At 70.5% G+C, this 20,745-nt stretch carries 16 protein-coding genes; 7 read left to right on the plus strand and 9 right to left on the minus strand.

Annotated features, from left to right (window positions below):
- Window positions 1-161: 161 nt before the first annotated feature.
- From M8542_RS02880 to fxsT, 3 genes are read left to right on the plus strand one after another with little or no spacing between them, the layout of a single operon-like run.
- On the plus strand, window positions 162-1,658 hold the full coding sequence (locus M8542_RS02880) for a VMAP-C domain-containing protein (protein ID WP_257918378.1): 1,497 nt from the start codon (window positions 162-164) through the stop codon (window positions 1,656-1,658).
- Window positions 1,655-2,695 (plus strand): AAA family ATPase, encoded by a 1,041-nt coding sequence (locus M8542_RS02885; protein ID WP_257918379.1) that lies wholly within the window; start codon window positions 1,655-1,657, stop codon window positions 2,693-2,695. The genes M8542_RS02880 and M8542_RS02885 overlap by 4 nt, the downstream gene beginning before the upstream one ends.
- On the plus strand, window positions 2,692-7,095 hold the full coding sequence (gene fxsT / locus M8542_RS02890; protein ID WP_257918380.1) for an FxSxx-COOH system tetratricopeptide repeat protein: 4,404 nt from the start codon (window positions 2,692-2,694) through the stop codon (window positions 7,093-7,095). Before M8542_RS02885 ends, fxsT begins: the two co-directional genes overlap by 4 nt.
- Before the next feature lie 304 nt (window positions 7,096-7,399).
- On the opposite strand, the gene M8542_RS02895 is transcribed toward fxsT, so the two are convergent.
- The 7 genes from M8542_RS02895 to M8542_RS02925 all read right to left on the minus strand — a co-directional run bounded on the left by M8542_RS02895 (window position 7,400) and on the right by M8542_RS02925 (window position 15,191).
- Window positions 7,400-9,166: an HEXXH motif domain-containing protein gene (locus tag M8542_RS02895; protein ID WP_257918381.1), complete on the minus strand. Its 1,767-nt coding sequence runs from the start codon at window positions 9,164-9,166 to the stop codon at window positions 7,400-7,402.
- 53 nt (window positions 9,167-9,219) lie between these two features.
- Window positions 9,220-9,390 (minus strand): hypothetical protein, encoded by a 171-nt coding sequence (locus M8542_RS02900; protein WP_257918382.1) that lies wholly within the window; start codon window positions 9,388-9,390, stop codon window positions 9,220-9,222.
- 248 nt (window positions 9,391-9,638) lie between these two features.
- On the minus strand, window positions 9,639-10,280 hold the full coding sequence (locus tag M8542_RS02905; protein WP_257918383.1) for a tetratricopeptide repeat protein: 642 nt from the start codon (window positions 10,278-10,280) through the stop codon (window positions 9,639-9,641).
- Window positions 10,281-10,598: 318 nt separating this feature from the next.
- Entirely contained in the window at window positions 10,599-11,606 is a 1,008-nt protein-coding gene (locus tag M8542_RS02910; RefSeq protein ID WP_257918384.1) for a hypothetical protein, read from the minus strand.
- The gene (locus tag M8542_RS02915; protein WP_257918385.1) at window positions 11,603-13,783 is read right to left on the minus strand and encodes a hypothetical protein; all 2,181 of its coding nucleotides are present in this window, start codon (window positions 13,781-13,783) and stop codon (window positions 11,603-11,605) included. The genes M8542_RS02910 and M8542_RS02915 overlap by 4 nt, the downstream gene beginning before the upstream one ends.
- Before the next feature lie 39 nt (window positions 13,784-13,822).
- Complete coding sequence (locus M8542_RS02920) at window positions 13,823-14,428, minus strand: toll/interleukin-1 receptor domain-containing protein (protein WP_257918386.1); 606 nt, start codon at window positions 14,426-14,428, stop codon at window positions 13,823-13,825.
- A 40-nt stretch (window positions 14,429-14,468) separates the two neighbouring features.
- Entirely contained in the window at window positions 14,469-15,191 is a 723-nt protein-coding gene (locus tag M8542_RS02925) for a zinc ribbon domain-containing protein (protein WP_257918387.1), read from the minus strand.
- Between the two features lie 296 nt (window positions 15,192-15,487).
- Between M8542_RS02925 and M8542_RS02930 the strand changes: the two genes are divergently transcribed.
- Window positions 15,488-16,123, plus strand: coding sequence for a RapZ C-terminal domain-containing protein (locus M8542_RS02930; RefSeq protein ID WP_257918388.1), 636 nt, complete (start codon window positions 15,488-15,490; stop codon window positions 16,121-16,123).
- Window positions 16,120-16,845, plus strand: coding sequence for a hypothetical protein (locus tag M8542_RS02935; protein WP_257918389.1), 726 nt, complete (start codon window positions 16,120-16,122; stop codon window positions 16,843-16,845). Before M8542_RS02930 ends, M8542_RS02935 begins: the two co-directional genes overlap by 4 nt.
- 343 nt (window positions 16,846-17,188) lie before the next feature.
- Here M8542_RS02935 and M8542_RS02940 read toward each other — a convergent pair whose 3' ends face one another.
- Together M8542_RS02940 and M8542_RS02945 are read right to left on the minus strand one after the other, a co-directional pair.
- Window positions 17,189-18,289 (minus strand): AI-2E family transporter, encoded by a 1,101-nt coding sequence (locus M8542_RS02940; protein WP_257918390.1) that lies wholly within the window; start codon window positions 18,287-18,289, stop codon window positions 17,189-17,191.
- Window positions 18,290-18,482: 193 nt separating this feature from the next.
- Window positions 18,483-18,908: a DUF6292 family protein gene (locus M8542_RS02945; protein WP_257918391.1), complete on the minus strand. Its 426-nt coding sequence runs from the start codon at window positions 18,906-18,908 to the stop codon at window positions 18,483-18,485.
- 252 nt (window positions 18,909-19,160) lie between these two features.
- On the opposite strand from M8542_RS02945, the gene M8542_RS02950 reads away from it, so the two are divergent.
- Together M8542_RS02950 and M8542_RS02955 are read left to right on the plus strand one after the other, a co-directional pair.
- Window positions 19,161-20,174 (plus strand): acyl-CoA desaturase, encoded by a 1,014-nt coding sequence (locus M8542_RS02950; protein ID WP_257918392.1) that lies wholly within the window; start codon window positions 19,161-19,163, stop codon window positions 20,172-20,174.
- Window positions 20,171-20,617: a DUF5994 family protein gene (locus M8542_RS02955; RefSeq protein ID WP_257918393.1), complete on the plus strand. Its 447-nt coding sequence runs from the start codon at window positions 20,171-20,173 to the stop codon at window positions 20,615-20,617. Before M8542_RS02950 ends, M8542_RS02955 begins: the two co-directional genes overlap by 4 nt.
- The last annotated feature ends 128 nt before the right edge of the window (window positions 20,618-20,745 follow it).

The raw sequence follows: 20,745 nt of genomic DNA on the forward strand, positions 1-20,745 counted from the left end.
GGCCGTCACGCATTCGGCGTATTGCCCCGAACCGGTGAATCGTCGCTGGTCAGCGACGATTTCCGGGTTCGCCCGGTCGGATGCGTTGTCCGCGCTATGAGCCGTTACCGAACCTCGCTACCATGGTCGGCCTGTCCCCATAGTGCGGCGGAGGGCTTGCGATGGCGGGTGAGGCACCGGGTGGGGGTGTCCTGTGGTCACTCGTCGAAGCATTGCACCGGGTCTCGTGCCTGGTCGATCTGAACAGCAGGCGGCTCGTGCTCCAGATCCTTTCCGACGAACTCGGCTATTCGTTGCCGGTTACCGAATACCCGCAGACGAACCTCCATTTGTTCGCAATCGTGGAGGCGTGCCGCCAGCGGCCGGACGGGTTGACCGCCCTGCTGGCCGTGCTCGAGAAAATCGAGCCGGGCACCATCGCGATGACGTCCGTGCGGCAGCTCATCGGCGACATGAGCTCGCTGGAAGGCTGGTCGGCCGAGGAACGGCGGCAGCTGTTCGGCCTGCTGTCCGGGGTCGCGGTCGCCGACGTCGCGGAGCTGCACGGCCTGGTCGGTGGCGACGGCGCGCTGCCGTTGCCGCCCGAAGCGTCGCTCGAGGAAGCGTTCCTGCGCCTCGAGACGCTGAACGCCGGCCCGGACGGGTTGCCGAAGAGCCTGATGTTCGTCGAACTGATCGCGGCCCGCGTCCGGTTCGACCTGGCTTCCGAGATCCGCCGCTGGGTCGAGGACAAAACCGATCGGATGAACCTGACCGCCGAGCTCCGCGCGTTTCGCGGCCGGGTCAAGGGAGTGGCCCGATCGGTCGATCCGCCGAAGCCGCGAGCCGAGGCGTACCTGGTTTTCCTCTTGCAGCCCGAAGGGCCGACAGGTGATCGCTACCGGCTCTCGCACTGGCGCCAGCTCGACGTTTCCGGAGGCTGGTTCCCGGAGCGCGGCCGCGACTTCGTCGGCCGGTTCGACGAGGTGAAGTACCAGGTCGCCGTGCTGGCCGAACAGGTCGAAGGAGAATGGGCGCCCTACGACCCGGACATCCGGCTGGACTTCATCCTTTCGCGGGACCTGCTCCATTTGGACGTCGACCAGTGGCAGTGGGAGGCGGACACGACGATGCCCGAACCACTCGGTTGCCATTTCCCGCTGGGCGTGCGCAGTCTGGAACGCATGAAGGCGCGCAAGTGGCACCGCGCCTGGTTCGTCCGGTGGAAGGAGCTCAAGGCACAGGCGGGTGGCGGCGGCCCGATCGCGCTCGACTCCGGGTTCTGGAGCCTGCGCGGCGAGACGCGGAACCTGCGTGAACTCACGTCCCGTTTCGAAGCGAGACCGAACCTCGTCGCCTTCGTGCTGAGCGAGCCGCCCCGGCCGTTCACCGTGGAAAGCGACGAAATCGCGGTCGGGCTCCGCGCGGGGTTTCCCATCATGGTCTGGCATCGTGAAGACTGCCGTTCGGAGGAATTTTCCCACACCGTGAAAGAGTTATTGCACGCCGAGGACCCGCACCACCTGCTGGAGCGCCTGCGGCTGATCAGGCTGTCCGCTTTCGCCGAAGGACCGGAGGGCACCCACGTCGGCAGCAGGCTGGCGATTCTCTACGACGATCCGGAACGCATCGTCGTGCCCCAGCGCCCGGCCGCGCCCGAGGCGGTGCCCACCGCATGACGAATGCCGAATCGGCGAACGAGGCCGAAGACTGGCGGGTCTACCGCGGCACCGGGCTCCCGGCGGACCCGGCGGCGGTTTCGCTGCCGAGCCCGCCGCCCTGGCGCGAGTTCGACGGCGAGGGCCCGGTCACCCGCCCGGACGACGACGGCGGTGACGGCAGCCGCCGCATCGGGCGGCTGCGCGCCCAGCCGCGCGTCGCGGACCAGCAGGAAGTCGCCATGGTCAACGCGGCGATCCACCTGCGCCGGCCGTTGCTCGTGACCGGCCGCCCGGGCACCGGGAAGTCGAGCCTGGCCTATCTGGTGGCCACCGAACTGGGGCTCGGCCCGGTGCTGAAATGGCCGATTTCGAGCCGGTCCACGCTCAAGGACGGCCTCTACCTCTACGACGCCATCGGCCGCGTCCAGGCCGCGGGCGCGCACCTCGCCGAACGGACGAACATCGGGGACTACATCCGCCTCGGCCCGCTCGGCACCGCATTGCTGCCGTTCGAAAAACCGCGCGTCCTGCTGATCGACGAACTGGACAAGAGCGATATCGACCTGCCGAACGATCTGCTCAACGTCTTCGAGGACGGCGAATACGAAATCGCGGAACTCGTGCGGCTCGCGAAACAGCAGCCGGAAGTCACGGTGCTCACGCACGATCGCGGCGGATCGGCGACCGTGAAAGACGGCCGGGTCCGGCCGAACGCGTTTCCGATCGTCATTCTCACGAGCAATGGCGAACGGGAGTTCCCGCCCGCTTTCCTGCGCCGGTGCCTGCGGTTGGAAATGCGCCCGCCGACGTTCGAGCAACTGGGCCTGATGGTGGCGGCCCAGTTCGGCGACACCGACGGCCTCGACATCCGGCTGATCATCGACCAGTTCCTCGAGCGCAGCGAACGCGTCGGCGGCCTGGCGTCCGACCAGCTGCTGAACGCGGTCCACCTCGCCGCGCGGCTCGCGACGTCCGGCGCGTACCAGACCGACGACGACTGGAAGGACCTGCTCGAGGCGATCTGGCACCCGCTGTCGTCGCTGGAGTCGGAATGACCACGCCCGCCGACGAGCCGCCGGCGCCCGGAACCCCCGAGCCTTCCCTGCGCAGCCGCGACCTGACGTTCCGGGAGCTGCGTGACGTCCTGTGGCTGGCCACCCGGCTCGGGACGCCGCGCTCGGCCAGGGAACCCGCCAAACCCGCCAAGCCCCCGAAGCCGGCGAAGAAGAAGCCGGTGCTCGACGACGCGGACCAGCCGCCGCCCGGGTCCGATCGCCCCGCGACCGACGAGCCGGCCGGCGCTGTCCGGCCCGAACCCGGCGACCTGGCGGAGGCCGACGTGCCGCCGCTCGGCTGGCAGGACTGGCTGCCGGGGCCCACCCGGTTCGTCCGCGCCGCAGGGGTGACGGCCGACGACGGCCGCGAGGCGGCGCCGCTGAACTGGCCGACCGCGCCCGCGTTGCCGCACGCCCGGGAGATCAGCCGGGCGCTGCGGCCGCTGATGCGGGCTTCGCCTTCGCCGTGGGCCACTGTGCTCGACGAAGAGCGGACCGCGGTCCAAGCGGCCGACGACGGTCTGTGGTTGCCGGTGTGGAAACCCGACCGGTGGCACCGCTTCGAGCTGTCGCTGGTGGTGGACACCGCGCCGTCCATGGAGATCTGGCAGCACACGGTCGGCGAGTTCCGGAACCTCGCGCGCCGGCAGGGCGCCTTCCGGGACGTCCGGGTGCACCTGCTGGACAGCTCGGCGCCGTCGACCGGCGATCCCGTGCTGCGCGCGGAAGGGCCCGGCGGCGCCGCTTACCGCGCCCGGGACCTGGCCGACCCCACCGGCCGCCGGATGGTCATCGTGCTGACCGACGCGATCGGCGCGAACTGGCACGACGGCGTGGCCCACGAGATGCTGGCGCGCTGGTCGGAGCAGATGCCGGTGGCGGTCGCGCACATGCTGCCGCAACGGCTGTGGACATGGGGCGGGCTTTCGCCCAGCCGGCTCCGGCTGTCGGCGACAGCGCCCGGCGTGCCCAACCGGCGGCTGCGCGTGCGACCCCGCGAGGCGGGCGGCGACGTCGCGCCGGCGGTGGCCGAGGGCGCGGTCCCGGTGCCCGTGCTGACGTTGTCCGAATCCTGGCTCGGCGACTGGGCGAAGCTCGTTTCGACGGCGACCACGATCGAAACGACGGCGGTGCTCGCGCACCGCGACCACCGCAAGCGGCTGGCGGCCGGCGGTCCCGCCGAGCCGCCGGAGGAGCTGACCCCGCGCAGCCAGGTGCTCCGCTTCCGGACCTACGCCTCCGCCCAGGCGTTCCAGCTGGCCGGCCTGCTCGCCGCCGCGCCGCTGAACCTGCCGATCATGCGGCTGGTCCAGCGGGTGCTCCTGCCGGGCTCCGGCCTGCCGGCGCTGGCCGAAGTCCTGCTCGGCGGCTTGCTCCAGCGGGTTTCGCGCAACGCCGATTCCGCGGATCCCTCCGAAGTGACGTTCGAATTCCGCGACGGAATTCGGGCGGAGCTCCTTTCGGGTGAACGGCGGGACACGACCGTGCGCGTCGCGCGTGTTCTCGGCAACTACGCGGGCGCCCGCATCGCCGCGTTGCGGAACTACCGCGACGCCGTCGACGATCCGGACGCGACGTCCCGACTTGAGGCATCGCCGGAAAACCTGCCTTACCTGCGCGTTCAGGAAGCGGTTTTCCGGGCGCTCTCGGGCCGCTACGCGCGGCGCGCGAAGAAGCTCGAGGCGGATCTTGCGCCTTCGGGCCCAGGCTCTACTGTGGTGCGAAACACTGTTTCTGGATCAATTCAGAACGGCCGCCACGATCGCGAGGACCAGAACTTGACCACGACCGACACCCGCACTTCGCCGGGTGAACCCGCGGGTACCACCGCCCCTTCCGGAGGAGACGACGCCGTGACCACTCCTGCTTCGCCGATTTCGGCCGCGGGTCCGCAGCCGCGGGTACGGCCGCAGATCTGGGGAACGATCCCGTTGCGCAACCCCGACTTCGTCGGCCGCGTCGACCTCCTGGAGCAGCTCCGGGACCGGCTCGTGCAGGCCGGCGGGGCGACGGCGGTGCTACCCGAGGCACTGCACGGCATGGGCGGTGTCGGCAAGTCCCAGACGGTCGTCGAATACATCTACCGGCACGCCACCGAGTACGACGTGATCTGGTGGATCCCGGCCGAGCACACGTCCCAGATTTCGAGCAGCCTCGTCGAACTGGCCAAGCGCCTCGGGCTGCAGGTCCCCGGCACGGCGGACGCGGCGGTGCCGAGCGTGCTCGAAGCACTGCGCAAGGGCGAACCGTACGGGCGCTGGCTGCTGGTGTTCGACAACGCGGACCGCCCGGACGTCGTGAGCCCGTTCTTCCCGGCCATTTCCGGGCACACCGGGCACATCGTCGTCACTTCGCGGAACTCGCAGTGGTCCGGTGTCGCCCGGACGGTCGAGGTCGACCTCTTCACCCGCGAAGAAAGCAAGGAACTGCTCCGGCGGGCCGGCGGGGAAATCACCGAAGAAGACGCCAACGAGCTCGCCGAAGCGCTCGGCGACCTGCCGCTGGCCATCGAGCAGGCCGCGGCCTGGCGGGCGCAGACGGGCATGCCGGTCGTCGAATACCTCCAGCTGCTGGACCAGAACCTGGCCGAGCTGACCGAGTTCGAGGTCTCCTCGGACTACCAGCGTTCGGTGGCCGCGGCGTGGAACGTCCCGCTGGCGAAGCTCCGCGCGTCGCACCCCGCGGCGCTGCAGCTGCTCCAGGTCTGCGCGTTCTTCGGCCCCGAGCCGATTTCCCGCAGCCTGTTCACGGCGGTCCGCAACGCACCCGTGCCCGAGGACCTCGGCAACGCGCTCAGCCAGCCGATCCGGCTCAACCTCGCGATCCGCGAAATCAGCCGGTACAGCCTGGCGCGGCTGGACCACCGCAGCAACACCCTCCAGCTGCACCGGCTGGTCCAGACCGTGCTGAAGAACCAGCTGAACGAGGCCGAGCAGGACGAGCTGCGGCACGCCGTGCACATCCTGCTGGTGCACGGCGACCCGAACGACCCGGAGAACTCGGCCAACTGGAAGACCTACTCGGAGCTGCTCCCGCACGCGATGGTGTCGCGGATGATGGAGTGCCAGTCCGACGCGTGGGTCCGCCGGATGATGGTCAACCTGGTCCGCTACCTCGTCAGCTACGGCGACTACGAACAGGCCCGCGAGACGTCGAAGCAGGCGTTGACCAAGTGGCAGGCCATGTTCGGCGAGAGCGACCCCGACACGCTGTCGATGGCCCGGTTGCAGGGTGTCTCCCTCTGGCGGCTCGGCCGCATGGAGGAGGCGCGGGAGCTCAACAGCCGGACCTACCAGCTGGTGAAGGAGACGCTGGGGGAGGAGAACGAGCTCTTCCTCAGCGTGGCCAACACCGTGCGCCAGGACATGCGGTCACTCGGCCGGTTCGACCGCGAGCTGGAGATGGGCGAGGACATCCTCGAGCGCTCGCGGCGGGTCCTCGGCGAGGACGACCCGGCGACACTGGCCGCGGGCAACAACCTCGCGAGCACGCTGCGGCTCGTGGGCCGGTTCTTCCAGGCCAAGGACATCGACGAAGACGTCTGGCGGCGCAAGAAGATCGTGCTCGGCGAGGAGCACATCGACACCTTCATGACCCTGAACGCGCTGGCGATGGACCTGCGCGAGTGCGGTCAGTACGTCGAAGCGTGCCAGCTGCAGGAAGAGACGTTGATCCGGCAGCGCGAGGTCGTCGGCGCCGACCACCCCCGCACGATCGGCGCGATGCGCAACCTGGCGGTCGCCCGGCGCAAGGCGGGTGACCACGACGGCGCGTTCGTTCTGTCCAAGGAGTGCGTCGAGCGCTACCGGCGCCGCCACGGCGACGAGCACCTGGACACCATCACGTCGGAGACGTGCATGGCGGCCGACCTGCGGCACCTCGGCGACCTGACCGAGGCCCGCAAGCTCGGCGAGTCGAGCCACCGGCTGTTCGTCGAAACCCACGGCGAGGAGCACCCGTTCACCCTGGTGGCGGCGATCAACCTGGGCATCACGCTGCGGCTGATGGGCCACGTCGAGCAGGCCAGGGACCTCGACGACCGGTCGGCGGCCGCGCTGCGCAAGGTGTTCGGCGACGACCACCCGTCCACGATGGTGTGCGTCACCAACCTGGCGAGCGACTTCGCGGCCCTCGGGGACACGACCCGGGCGCACGAGCTCGACGTCGCCAACCTGGAGCGGTCCGGGCGGGTGCTCGGCAAGGACCACCCGGCCACGCTGGCGATCGCGGTGAACCTGTCGATCGACCTGCGCGCAATGGGCCGCGACGACGAAGCGGCAATCCTCCACACGAACACCCTGGCCGGTCTGCGCAAGGCCCTCGGCGACCGGCACCAGGCTGTTGCCGCGGCGGTCAAGTCGGAGCGGGCCAACTGCGACACCGACACCATGCAGCTCTGAGCTGGTTCGCCCGGGTCCGTCGCTGAGCGGCGGGCCCGGGTGGTGTGGTTCGGCCGGTCGCGGTGGGTTGACCTTGCCGGGTCCGCGGTTCGGTTGGCGGGCTGTGCGGTCCGGTCGCGTTCGTCGGGCCGACTCTTTGCCCGCGTTCGCCGCTGACCCGGTGGGCCGGGTGGTGTGGTTCGGCCACGCCCAGCGCGCCGGCCTCACCCGGCAGGCGCAGCCCAGCCACGCCCAGCGGCCGACTCCACCCGGCGGGCCCGGGTGGTGTGGTTCGGTCGCGGCGAGCCGACTTGATCCGACGGACTCAGGCGCGGCCCAGCCACGCGACCAGCTCCACCGGCCGATCGCAAGGGTGGTTCCGGCTCAGCAGCCGGTCCCGCACGGCCAGCACCAGGTGCGGCGCCGTCAGCATCGCGTTCCGGTGCCCGCCGGGCCCGATCGCCGCGGCGAGGCCCAGGCCGAGCCACGCCTGGTCGTCCTGGGGTGTCGCGCGGATCGTCGTCACGTACGCGGTTTGGGCCTCGTGCCACTCGCCGTGCACGTACGCCAGATCCGCCGCGGAAAGCTCGCGCCGGCGGGCGGGCCGCACCGGGTAGCCCAGGTGCCGCAGCTTCACCAGGTCGACGCGGGCGGACCCGGTCAGCGACCGCCGCCACGGCGTGACAGACGCGGGACCGGCCCGCGGCGGCTCTTCGCCCGCCAGCCAGGCCTCGGCGGCGGCGCTCACCCAGTCGTCGTCGGGACGCAGGTGCCGCAGGCGCCAGGTGGCCAGCTGCTCGTCGGCCACCATGGTCACCGCGTCCTGGATCTCGGCGGCGACCGGCGCCCCTTCGGCCGCGGCGAGCCGGTCGGACAGCGATTCGACGAAGCTGCGGCCCAGCCCGGTCAGCGCCCGGGAACCCAGCAGCACGGTGGCCGTGTGCCGGACCTGCCGACGCCGCTGGGCGTAGTGGAACTGGGCGTACCGGCTGTCGTCCTCGTCCTTCGCGAGCCGGACCCGCCAGAACTCCACGGCGGTCACGAAGGCGAAGATGCCGTGCAGGAGCCCGCTCGCGGGGCGTGGATCTTCGCGCCATGGCGCGTGCAGGAGCTCGCCGAAATCCGGGTCCAGCAGTTCGACTAGGTCGAAAAGGGCGTTCAGCTTCGAATGCTGCAATTCGTGGACGAGTGCTTCCGCCAGATCGACCGCGGAAAACTTGGCGGTCATCGCGATCGCCCCGAACGCGACGGACGAAGACGCGCCGGCGAACGAAGCGTCGTTTTCGAGCGGCACGAGAGTCGTCATTCCGCTCGACAGTTCCCGGGCGAACCCGCGGTGGTCCGACGTGAGGATCTGCCAGGCCTCGTCGAGCAGCTTGGTCCATTCGGCGTATTCGAGCGGATCGAGTGGCCGCGGGGCGATCGGCGTCGAAAAGGTCCGGTACGGCCCCCGGTCGTCGATCTCCACCGACAGCCGGAGCCCGCCCGACTCGACGGTGTGCCGGTTGACCGGGACGAACCCGGGGCTCGCCTCAGCCGGCGAGAAGGTGATCGCCGAGCGTGCGCGCAAGGTGCCCGTTCCGCCCGGCGTCACTTCGAGGTTCGCGCTGCCGACCGGCAGGCTCGACGGCGGTTTCGCCTGGCCGACCGTCGGGAAAGTGGCCACGCCGTGCACGACCGGGACGCTGATGGTGCAGGCCACGCCGCAGCGCAGGGCCGCCGCGGCGGCGATCGAGGAGAGGTAGCCGAGGTCGGTTCTCAGCGGCGTGCTGTCGACGGCGGCGCCGGACAGCGTCCGGAGCGTGCGGGTCAGCCACACCCCGGCCGATGGGTGCAGCAGCAGCTCTTCGACGATTTCGGGGTGCCGGCGCTCCGCGGTGACCAGCACGGACCAGGCGTGCGCCGGGGTTTCCGGCCCTTCGCCGGCGTCGGGCTCGAGGTCGAGCAACTCCGTCAGCGCACGCAGCTGCAGCTTCCGCCGGCTGAGCTGCCCGGCCCGCAGCCGCCCGAGGACCGCCGGCGACGCCGGCCCGGCGGAGAGCTGGGCGAAGAACGGCAGTGGCAGCTGGTGCCGGAGTAGTTCGGCCTGCATCCGGTGCGTGCTCCTTCTGCTGCGAATTCCAGCCGCGGGCTCATTCGCCCGGATCAGGAGGAAATCTGCCCCTGCACCTCGTCGACGTCGATGTTTTTCGAGTGGTCGAACACTTTTCTGATTGCCGTGTTCAGCGACGGGGTGCGGAGCGTGGGAAGGTCCCGCAGGGAAACACGGGTGAGATCGAGCAATTCCGTGGGGACCTCTGAATCGGTTGACCGCACGTCGACCAGCCTCCCTATCGCGGACGCAGTGTTCCATTATGCCCGACGATCAGCCCCCGCGGGAACCGCCGGGCGTAGGGGGTGGTGGCGCCGGCCGCAGTGGCGGTGGTCACAGTTCGTGGTACGTGCGGGGGTGGCCGCGGCCGCCCGGGGCGTCGAGCACGGGACAGCCGGCCACGGCCGGGCTGCGACGACCTCCGCCGGTCCGCTCTCGTGGGAAATGTCCGAGTCGGGCGGAGTTCTCCCGGTTACTTCCGCCGGTTCGCCGGTTTCCGGACGAGCTTGCGCAAGGCGCGCTGGGAAAAGCCGCGGTCGCCGCCCGAGAAAACCGCTCTCAGGTAATAGCGTCTCGCCTGTGCGCGGTGTCCGCGTTCGTCCGCCAAGGCGCCCAAGTTGTAAGCCGCCTGAACGCGCGCGATGCGGGAGGTGCCGGCGAGTGCCCGTTCGAAAAGCTGCTGCGCGAGGGCCCGGTTCCCCATCCGGTATTCCAGCGCGGCGAGGTTGACGGTCGCCCGGGGGCCGAAGTCGTGGTGCCCGGCCTCCACGAGGGCTTCGTAGGCCAGGCGCTGTTCGGTGTCCCGGGACACCGTCCGCGGCCCGGAGAGCGGGGAGTTTTCGTCCCCCTGCAGGCCGAGCTGGAAAACGATCAAGGGGGCCAGCACGTCCGCTTCGCCGCGGGCCATTCGCAACACCCGCACCGCGTGGTCCTTCTTTTCGCAGCGAATCCAGCACCGCGCGGCGAGTCCGTAATAGGCCGCCGATTCCCGTTCCGCGGTGGCTCGCGCGATGGCTTCGAACTGATGAGCGGCCGCCGTGTAGTCACCGCGTTCGTAGGCGTCCTGACCTCGTCCCGGTCCGATCAGCCCGCTGATGAATTCGGTGAGATCCACCCGTGGTCCGTTCAGCATGGCACGACCCCCTTCACGCAGCCGGCGAATCCCGGCGACCCCAGTCCGCGACGGCACCCCGGCCTATTCGATGCCGGACGCTTCGCGCGAATGGGAGGATAGCCGCTTGCCGATCACCACGAATGGGTGACAAGCCGAATTCCGGGTGACTCGGATTATGCGAATGCCGCGTTCCGCCGTGGACGTGAACCAGCCCCTGCGGCAGCTCGCCGGCAGGGGCTGGTCGAACGGGGGTGCCCCCGGCCGGGCCACCAGCGGACGGGAACGGGCCTGACCAGGCGATTTACGTCGCTCCCGTGGTCAGGCGTCGCCGGACGGCTCGGCACCGGACGACCCGTTGGCCGCGGACGGCGCCTTGTCCGCCGGTGCCTTGTCCGCCGGTGCGTTGTCCGGCAGGGCTCCCGCCGGCTTGTCGTTCGAAGCCGGCTCGGCCGCCTCGGAAACGACCGGACGGCTTTCGATGGCCGCCTTCGTCCGCCGCTCGACGCGTTCGCGCATGCTCTCCCGCTTGCCGTCGAAGCCGGTGTGCTTCCCGCCGAACAGGTTGCCGAACGCGGTGCGGTGCACCTCGGCGACGTCCATGTCCTCCAGGTTCCCGCCCATCGCGATCTGCAGCGCCTTGAGCTTGATCTCGGCTTCGGTGTTGCGTTCGCTGCTCAGGTACTCGAGCACCTCGCGGACGTCGCCGTTGTTCGTGGCGAGCAGCTGGGCGATCTGCTCCTCCGGGCTGCCGTGCGAGACGTCCCGCATCTCCTTGCGCCGCAGCTCCTGGACGCCCAGCTCCTGCTTGGCCTCGACCACGCCCTGCGTGTTCACCGGCTCCACCGTGACCGAGTACCCGCCGAGCTCCACGTCCGGAGACGGGTGGGCCGAGCTCAGGCGCATCTCGATCGCCCGCGCCGCGTCCGTGGGGCGTAGCACCGCGAACCGGGCCGCGGTGTCCCGGATCTCGCGGGAGAGCGAGGGGAGCAGCGCCGCGGTCATGTCCTGGACGTTGTCCCGCGCGATGGTGAGCGGGTTGAGCACCCGGCACGCCAGGTCCACCCGCACCGCGAACGGGAACACCGCCTCGGCGCTCGCCGCCCGCACCGTGAACGAGAGGCGGTGGTTGGCGACGTCGATCACGTACCGGCGGTGCTCACCGAGCCGTTCGACCGGGCCGGGGTGCCCGTGCCACACCACGATCGGCTCCGCCGCCGTGCGGATGAGCACGTGTGCCGTGCCCAGCTCGGGCGACGGCGACGCCGAGCGGAACCAGCGCCGGGCCACCTCGGTGCGCCCGAGAATCGGGTTGTAGGTCAGGTTCATGACACCTCTTCTTCCGCCTCGTCCATCAAGTCGTAGAACGTCGCCGCGGCGACCGAAGGCCGGTAACGGTCCTGCGCCCACTGGCTGAGCGCGTGGCGGACGCGGTTCTTGTCGCCCGGGCTCTCGTCCGAGATGTCCGCGACGAGCCCGAGCACGACCGCGTGGTCGTCCGGGTGGTCGTCGGCCCGCCGCACCCAGGCACGCAGTCCGTCGAGAGCCGCCTCGCGGACGAACCGGTTCGCCATCGCCCGGCTCCACATCAGGGACACGAGGTCGCGGTTCTCGTCCGCCGTGCGCAGCACCACCGGCCAGCTTTCGTCGGTGTCGGGCTGGACGACGCAGGTGAACACGAGCAGGGCCTTGACGAGCGTGTCCGTCTCGGTGCCCGGCTCCGTCCACTCGTACAGCGCTTCCAGCACCTCACGGCCGCGACCGGCGCCGAAGACGGCGCGGGCGCTGGCGGCCACCGCCCACAGCACGTCCCACTTGCCCTCGCAGACGACGAAATCGCGCAGCACGCCGAGTGCCCGCCACGGTTTCCGGATGCCGAGGGGGCCACCGGCCGCGAGAGCCGCTGTGGTGCACAGGTTTTCCGTGTTCTCGGAGTACGCGGCCGACGCCCAGTCCTCGAGCACCGACCAGGCCGTCTGCTCGTCCCCGAGCGCGCCGGCGACGTTCAACCCCTGTGCCGCCGTCTGCCGCAGCAGCGTCGAGCTCTCCCGCCCCCACGGCTGCAGGTACTCGTGCACGCCGTGCTGGAAGTCCTGCTGCGCCAGGACCCCGATGGCCTGCGCGGCCCCCGCGCGGACTTCGACGTCGGCGTGGGTGGCCAGCTCCTTGAGCCAGTCGAGGATCTTGGCGCGGGCCCCGTCGTAGCCGCACCAGACGATGCCGAGCACCGCCGGCCGGACCCGCGGGTGCCGGAACCGGATCACCGGGGCGCGCCGCCGGTCCTCGGCGGGCACGAGCTGGAGCCAGGTGTGGTCGGCCAGCAGCCGTTGGGTGTACCGCAAGGAGATCGGCGCGTTGCCGCCGCCGCTGAGCCGCTGGTAGAGCGAAACCGCCGCGTCCGCCACCTTGAGGTACCCGGTGTCGTCCAGCACCGCGGTGGCCACCACCAGCGAGAGGTCCTTCGCTTCCGGGTCGCGGCTGAGCCATTCGTGCACCAGGCCTTCGGCGTTGCCCAGCTTCGCCGCGGTCTCTTCGAGACTGCGGCCGGCTCGATGGCTCTCGAGCACCTCCGTCGCCGCGCGGACCGCGAACGCGGGGTTGTCCCGCTCGGCGAGCACTTCGGGCAGCTCGGTGCCGGCGAGCCGCTCGATCAGCTCGTCGGCTTCGGACGGCACCGTGTCGCGCAGGCGGCGCTGCAGGATCTCGACGGAGTCGGGCAGCTCCCACTCGTCCAGGACGAACTCGGCGCGGTTGGGGGCCTCGGCGAGCGATCCGGCCGGCGGGCCGGTCACCACGACCAGGTAGCTGTTCGCTTCGTGCAGCCGTTGCGCGGTGTTCCGCAGCCACTCCTCGCTGATCTTGGCGGCGGTGAAGGCGTCCTTGCGGCCTGGTTCGTCGAACACGACGAACCCGGTGTCCTTGCGCGGGACCCGCCACATCGGGTTGGTGAGCACCGACGCGGGGACCTCCTCGACGGCCTGGTCGAGGCCGGCGTCCCGCATGCTCGTCTTGAGCAGCTGCAGGGCCCGGGTCCGCTTGCCGGTGTGGACGGGGCCGGCCAGGACGACCAGGTTCCGGTCGGCGAGCAGGTCCAGCTCGTCCCGGAAGCCGGGCGGTTCGACGAACGACGTCGTCGCCTCTTCGAGGTCCCGCTCGGTGTAGCGCAGCCGCCCCGGCCGGCGCCTGGACCGCTGCCCGTCGGCGGGTGCTTCCTCGGAGGGACCCGCGAAGATGGTGATCGTCTCGGCGTTGAACTGGGTGATCCCGCGGGCGAGGTACCGGCCCATCTCGGTCTGGGACAGCTTGGCGGCCTCGGCCTGGAGGTTCCGCACCGCCGAGTCTCGCTCGGCGTCCGGCTGCCGGGCCTGCGCCTTGTCGTCGGGCTTCTCTTCGGTCTTGGCCGCCGGGCTCTCGCCGGGTTTGGGCGCGGCGGGCGTTCCCGCGGCCGCGGGCGGGGGCTGGGCAGGCGGCTTGTCCGGTGGGCTGGGCGGCTTTTCGTCGACCATGCGGTCACTCCTCTGGCTTCACGCAGGCGTGGAGATCGGTCAGGTGCCGGCGGGCGGGCCACCGAAGAAGATGCCCCCGATCTGCTTGCCGGTCTGGAAGACGGTGCCGTGGACCGGGCCGTGAACCGTGTTGTGCGTGCTGTGGTCGTTCGCCGGGCTGGTGGCGGGCCGCGCCGGGCGGAGCCCCGGGATCTGCCGGCGCAACCGGGTGACGAGCCGTCCGATGTCGGGTTCGCTGTTGCGGAACGCGACGACCGTGCTCTGCTTGGCGGCGAGGTCCCACAGGGGTTCCGGCAGCGTGGTGCGGTCGAGCGGGTGGCGGCGTTCGAGGTGCACCGGGATGACCTGCTTGTTCAGCCGGAGCCCCAGCTCGACTTCCCGGCGGACGAAGTCGTCCGGGTCGTCGAGACGTCGCCGGCCGTTCTTGTCGGCCGCCGTCAGCCAGCGCGGCCCGATGATCACCAGGACGGCGTCGGAGGCGGTCACGGCCGCGAACATCGCCGGTTCCCAGTCGGCGCCGAGGTCGATCGACCGGGAGGCGAAGAACACCGCGCCCGGGCCGAACTCGCGCGTCAGCTCGTGGTCGAGAAAAGCCACGGCGAAGGGCTCGTCAGTGGTGCGATAACTGAGGAAGACCTGGGTCACCGGACACTCGCTCCGTTTCTTGCCGGGAAATCGGCGGCCGTTATTTCCGGAGGACGGTGCTGCCCGCGGATCCGCCGGTGTGGGTGATGCGTTTCGCGTAGCAGTCGTCTTTGCCGATTCCGGTGCTGTCGCACCAGCTGTTCGCGGCCTCTCCGCTGCCGTAGGACTGCGGCACGACCGTGACCCAGAAGTCCGGCTGGCGGAAGCTGCTGTAGTCGCCGGACCACAGCAGGAGCGCGCCGGGGTGCTGCGCCCGCAGGTTCGTGAAGTTCGCCCAGATCGCCCGGTTGTCGTAGCTGGTCCCGTCCGCGACGAGGCCGAGCCGCTTCGAGGAGAGCTGGGGCACCCAGGACTCGACGAGCGCTTCGACCTGCGGGCGATCTTGGGCGACCTCGGCTTCGAGCAGACTGCGGGCCGAATCTTCGGTCGTCGCCTCAGCGGTGGTCGTCGTCGGGTCGGCTGCCGTCGCGGTCTCGACCGAGGTCGTCGTGCCGGGAGCGGCGACGTCGCCGGTTCCGCCGGGCGGCGTGCGTTTGGTGGTCGCGACGATGGTGACGACCAGGACGATGGTGACGACGACGGCCGCCGCGATGATCCCGGCCGCCGTCTTGAACTGGGGTGCTTCGTTCGGCTTCGGGCGCGCCGGCGCCGGCTCGGGAGGCGGTGGCGCGCTCGGCATCAGGACCGGCGCGGGCGCGGGAGGCAGCGCTTCCAGCGAGAGGTCTTCGAGGACGGGGTGTTCGGCGGGGAATTCGAGGATCATGGCCGAACCGGCCGCCGCAACCGGTCCGCGGTCCTCGCGGCGCGCTGCCCGGACCAGCAGGTGACAGCCATGGTGTGCTCGCCCTTCACTGAGTACGTTGCCACGTTCGAAGTCTCATCAGCCATTTGCGGCGTTACCGCTCGCGACCATTGTGACAGGATTTATCGGCAACGGTTCGATCTCGGGAAATGAAAAGTTGACAGATCTTGGAAATTTCTTGGACAAAAGGCGATGAGCGGTTACGTTCACAGTTCGCCGAGCGACCTATATCGCTCGGTGCCGGCAAGGAGTGCGAATTGGACTTGACCCTGTTCGACGTCCGCTGGCCGGGCACCGAGCCGGCGGGCGAGTTCGGTCTCCGGGCGGTCCCGGCCGAGCCGATGGTCCGCACCCAGGTGGTGATCGAGAGCTTCGGCTTCCTCCACCGGCCGGCCCGGCCACTCGTCGTCGACACGCCGCACCTGGTGATCGACCTGCGGGAGCTGCTGCGGGATCCCCACGTGCCCCCGGCACTGCGCTACGGAACCGGCCGTGACCACGCGGTCCGTGTGAACGTCCTGACGCGGCCGGGCGCGATCGAGTTCGTGAGAGCGCAGGCTGCGGCCATCGCGGCGTTGGTCATCGTGGCGAGGCCCGACACGGTCAAGGTGACGGTGGGTTGCTCGGGTGGGCGGCACCGATCGGTGGTCGTCGCCGAAGCGCTGGCGTTGGTGCTGGCCCAGCGGGACGTCGCTGCCGGGGTCTACCACCGCGACATTCGCCGCCCGGTGGTGTCGAGAACAATCGGCCGCGCCGATGAGGAACGAGAAGTAAGTGTGCCCTCGGCAGGATTGCCGAAGGATGGGAACGGGTCTGACCAGGGACTTTACGTAGGCACTCTGGTGGTCGAGGCGAGCTTCGAGCTTCCGGCCACCGGCGGGAGTTCGACGTGAACGCCAGCTCGCAGGCAGTTGCCAGGTTCGTCACGACCACGATGGGGCTGGTCATCGGCCTCACCTTTCTATTCGGGTTCGGGAATGTGTTGAACCTGGCATTGAAGCTGCAGGTGCCGGTGTTCGTGGCGCCGCTGGTGGCACCCGCTGTCGACTTGACGGTGCTGGGTTTGCTCGTCGGTACGCGGCATCTGGCCCTGTCCGGGGCCGGCGATGATGTGTTGCGGTCGGCGCGGCGGCTGCTGCTAGCAGCGAGCGCCGTGACCCTGCTGTTGAACGTCGCCGACCCGGTGTTCGCTGGTCAGTGGGGTAAGGCCGCGTTCGACTCGGTCGGCCCGCTCCTGCTGATCGGTTGGGCAGAAGCTGGTCCGGGCCTCCTTCGTGCGCTGGCCGCGGCGAGTGCCGATCTGCGATCGTCGCCGGTAGCCGGGTCTTCTCCCAGAAGCCTGGTGAATGGCAGCCTCGAGCAGGACGTACCGGATTCGGCACACCCGCAATGCGACAAGCACGAGGCACCGATGGCACGCGGAGGCGCCGACCTCCGCGGGGAACTCGTCGAGCGCGCCCGGCAGGCGGACGCCGAACACTGGCGGCGTTACCGGCGCCCGATCTCCGCGGAGAATCTGCGGAAGCAGCTTCGGGTCGGCGCGGTGACGTCGCGGGATCTTGTTGCGGTGGTGCGGCTGGAGAACGCGCCGGCAGGTGCGACTTGCCATCCGTGATTGGTTACCGGGAGGTCTCGGATCGGTGTCCCGGTGTACGCCGAACCGCTGGTGGCGCCCGCTGTCGATCCCAGGTGTCGAGGACGGCAGTCATGATCCGAGGATTGCGTTGAGCGCCGCTCGGATGGTCGCTTCCTGTTCGACGGGATAACCGCGGTCGAGGCAGGCCCGGCGTGGCGAGCACTGTTGCTGATCAGTCACCACCTCGTCGCTTGTCCCCGGAGGGAGGCTCGGCGGACGGGCATCGACCGGCTGCCCAGGGGTGGGAGACTCCGTCCGGCGCCAGGCCAAGCCGCCGGCTTCTGACTGTCCTCAATAGACCACCCGCCCGGCGGCGTGCACGTCATCGGTCGCCGGAACCCAGGGCATGGTCCTCCGGATCGGCAGGATGGTCGGCTCCCGCAGGCGAGCGGTTCTCCGGCCGGGTGGTCAGGCTGCGCACGCCCGAGCTGAAGACGGCGAGCAGCGGGACGGCCAGCAGGGCGCCGACGATCCCGGCGGTGACGAGCCCGACGGCGAGGGCGAGGACGACGGCCAGGGGGTGCAGCCGGACGGCCCGCCCGAGCAGCAGCGGTTGCAGGACATGGCTTTCCACCTGCATCACACCGACGACGACGGCGAGCACGATGACGGCCGTCCAGACTCCGTTGGCAACCAGGGCCACGAGGACGGCGATCCCGCCGGCGATCACCGAGCCGATGACGGGGATGAACGCGCCGAGGAAGACGAGCGTGCTCAGCGGAGCCGCCAAAGGGACCCCGAGGATCACCAGACCGAGGCCGATGCCGGCGGCGTCGACGAACGCGACGGCGGCTGTGCCGCGGACGTAGTGGGCCAGGGTGGTGAACCCGCTGCGCCCGGCGATGTCGACGCGCTCGCGCAGCCGAGCGGGTACGCCCCGGACGAGGAACGCCCAGATCGGGTTTCCCTGGGCGAGGAAGAAGATCAGGCAGAACACCGTGAGCAGGGCTTCGGCGAGCAGCTCCCCGACGGTGACCGCGGTGGTGAGGGCGCCCGAGGCGATCACGGACTTGTTCCGGCCGAGCATGGCGGTCAGGTTGCCGAGCATGTCGTCGAGCTGACCCTGGCTCAAGTGCAGCGGGCCGGTCCGCAGCCAGGTGTGCAGGTCGGTCAGGCTCACGGTGATCTGGTCGATCAGCGCGGGCATGCCCACGGTGACGGTGATGACGACGAACGTCACGATCCCGCCGGCCAGCGCGATGCCCACGATCAGCACGATCGCGGTGGCCAGTGCGCGCGGGACCTTCCTGGCCGCGAGCCAGGTGACGGCGGGCGAGAACAGCCCGGCGAGCAGCAATGCCACCGCGACCGGGACGACCACCGAGGCCAGCCGGGTGGCCACGAAACCGAGGACGGTCAGGGCCGCCGCCACGACCAGCAGGCGCCACGAGACCGCGGCCGCGACGCGGAGCCCGTACGGCACCGGAAAAGCCCCGGGGCCGCTCTGCGGATCAGCGCGTGGTGATGAGGGGGAATTCATGAAGAACCTGCTCCTGGCGATGACCGGGCATGAGGCCGGTCGAGGTGAGAGCGGGGTCTGGGCGCTGTTTTCCGAGCATACCGCCGGGCGGATGCCCCCCGCGGGCCGGCGGAGAACCACGGGAGCCGGACCGCGGTCAGCCGTTCGGGGCGTCGCCGAGGTAGGGCCGCAGCCGCTCGGCCAGCACGCGGCGGGACACGTCTGCAGCCGGTCCGGCCGACGCCTGGCCGGGGGGACGGCCGGCGGCGGTGTCGGCGACGAACCGGGCCACCGCGTCCGGGGTGGGGACGAGGTCGTCGCCGTGGTGCGCGAGGACGACCGCGGCCGCGCCGGGGTCGGTTTCCACCGCGAGGGACCACCCCCGGCGTTCGTTCCAAACCAGCATGACGTCGTGACCGGGCCGGTCGGGCCACCGCAGCGGCAGCCCGAGGTAGGCGGTGGCGGTGTCGCTGATCTCCACCGTGGTGCTTTCGTCCGGGACACCGACCACGGACGCCACCGCCCGCACGTACTCGCCGAGGGCGCGCTCGAGCGTTCGGGCGTCGGGTTCGGGGTGTTCCATGACCGCCACGCTAGAGGGCCGCCAATGGGCGTGCCGGATGGGCCCGGGCCGGTCGGCCTTCGAAAGGGCACCTGTACGGGAACGATTCCGGCGGCTCGTGCGTTATAGATATTGGTTGCTCCGCTCATGCGGCGGGCAGGACGTTCCGGCAACCTCCACCATCCCCGGTTTAGGCCGCCGTCAGCGGGCTACCCGGAATTTGATCGCCCCGGACCTTGGCGGCCAGATACGTCACGGAAAAGAGCGATCGATATGACACAGACGCTGCAACGGCCACCCAACACCGCGGAGCCGATGCTCGCGGGCGAAAAGTCCCGCACCGAAACCTTCCTGGTCAAGCTGTTCGCGGTCGTGCCGCTGCTGGCGCTGGCCGCCGCGGTGCCGTTCGCGTGGGGCTGGGGCCTCGGCTGGACCGACGTTGCCCTGGCCATCGGGTTCTACTTCCTGACCGGCCTGGGTGTCACCATCGGCTTCCACCGCTACTTCACCCACGGCGCCTTCAAGGCGAACCGCGGCCTGCGGATCGCGCTCGCCGTCACCGGCAGCATGGCCATGCAGGGGCCGGTGATCGGCTGGGTCGCCGACCACCGCCGCCACCACGCCTTCGCCGACCGCGAGGGTGATCCCCATTCCCCGTGGCGTTACGGCACTTCGGCCGCCGCGCTCGCGAAGGGTTTCTGGCACGCCCACATGGGCTGGCTGTTCGACCGGGAGAAGACCAATGCGCGGCGGTTCGCCCCCGACCTGCTCGCCGACCGCGACATCGCCCGGATCGACCGCTGGTTCCCGGCGCTGACCGTCGTCACCTTGCTGGCCCCGGCCGTGCTCGGCGGCCTGGTGACGATGTCCTGGTGGGGCGCGCTGACCGCGTTCTTCTGGGCGAGCCTCGTGCGGGTGGCCGTGCTGCACCACGTCACCTGGTCGGTGAACTCCTTGTGCCACCTGATCGGTGACCGGCCCTACGCCGCCCGCGACAAGTCCGCGAACTTCTGGCCGCTGGCCATCGCCTCCATGGGTGAGTCGTGGCACAACTCCCACCACGCCGACCCGACCGGCGCCCGCCACGGCGTCCGCCGCGGCCAGCTCGACATGTCCGCGCGCCTGATCTGGCTGTTCGAAAAGGTCAGCTGGGCCAACGATGTCCGCTGGCCCAAGCCCGAACGCCTGGCCCGCAAGCTCAACCCCGGCTACTCCGTGGCGCCCCGCGGGTTCGGCAAGCCGGAACGCGGTCTGCTCGTCGAGACCCCGGACCGGAGCCGGTCGTGACCGCCGTTGGTGACGAGGTCCGTCTGCAGCTGAAACCGGCCGCCGGCGGCGGGTACGTCGACGGCGCGTGGTGGCCGCGCTCCCGCGACGCCGTCGCCGAGTTCCCCGGCGTCCTCGCGGCGGTGCACGAGCAGGTGGGCGACGTCGAGCGGATCAGCTACGCGCTGGGCGACGGCTGGGAGATCGCCCACCGCAAGCTTGTGGTGGACGGCCGTATCGTCCGGTTGGAAGGGTTCCACTCGATGCAGGCGGACACCCTCGCGCTCATCGGCACGCAACAGCGGCGCCTGATCCTGCTCGTCGTGGCGCCGGACACCGCACGCGACGACGCCACCGCCGCCCTGCGGACGGCCGCTGACCCGGACACCAACGCCAGTGCCGAGGACATTCTCGCCGGGGCGAGGCACGCCGGCCGCGATGCCGCGCCGTCCCTGACCACGTGAAGCCATCAGGGCACCCGGTCCGCTCGCCGGGTGCCCTGATGGCCGGGTGGGTACGCTCGGTGCACGCAGCCGCGGCAGCGGCGCTGATCCGGACTCGGTGTCCGTGTTGGTGTGGCGATCACGAGCAC

It is taken from the genome of Amycolatopsis iheyensis (assembly GCF_024703995.1).
In the GTDB taxonomy this organism is placed as follows: Bacteria; Actinomycetota; Actinomycetes; order Mycobacteriales; family Pseudonocardiaceae; genus Amycolatopsis; species Amycolatopsis iheyensis.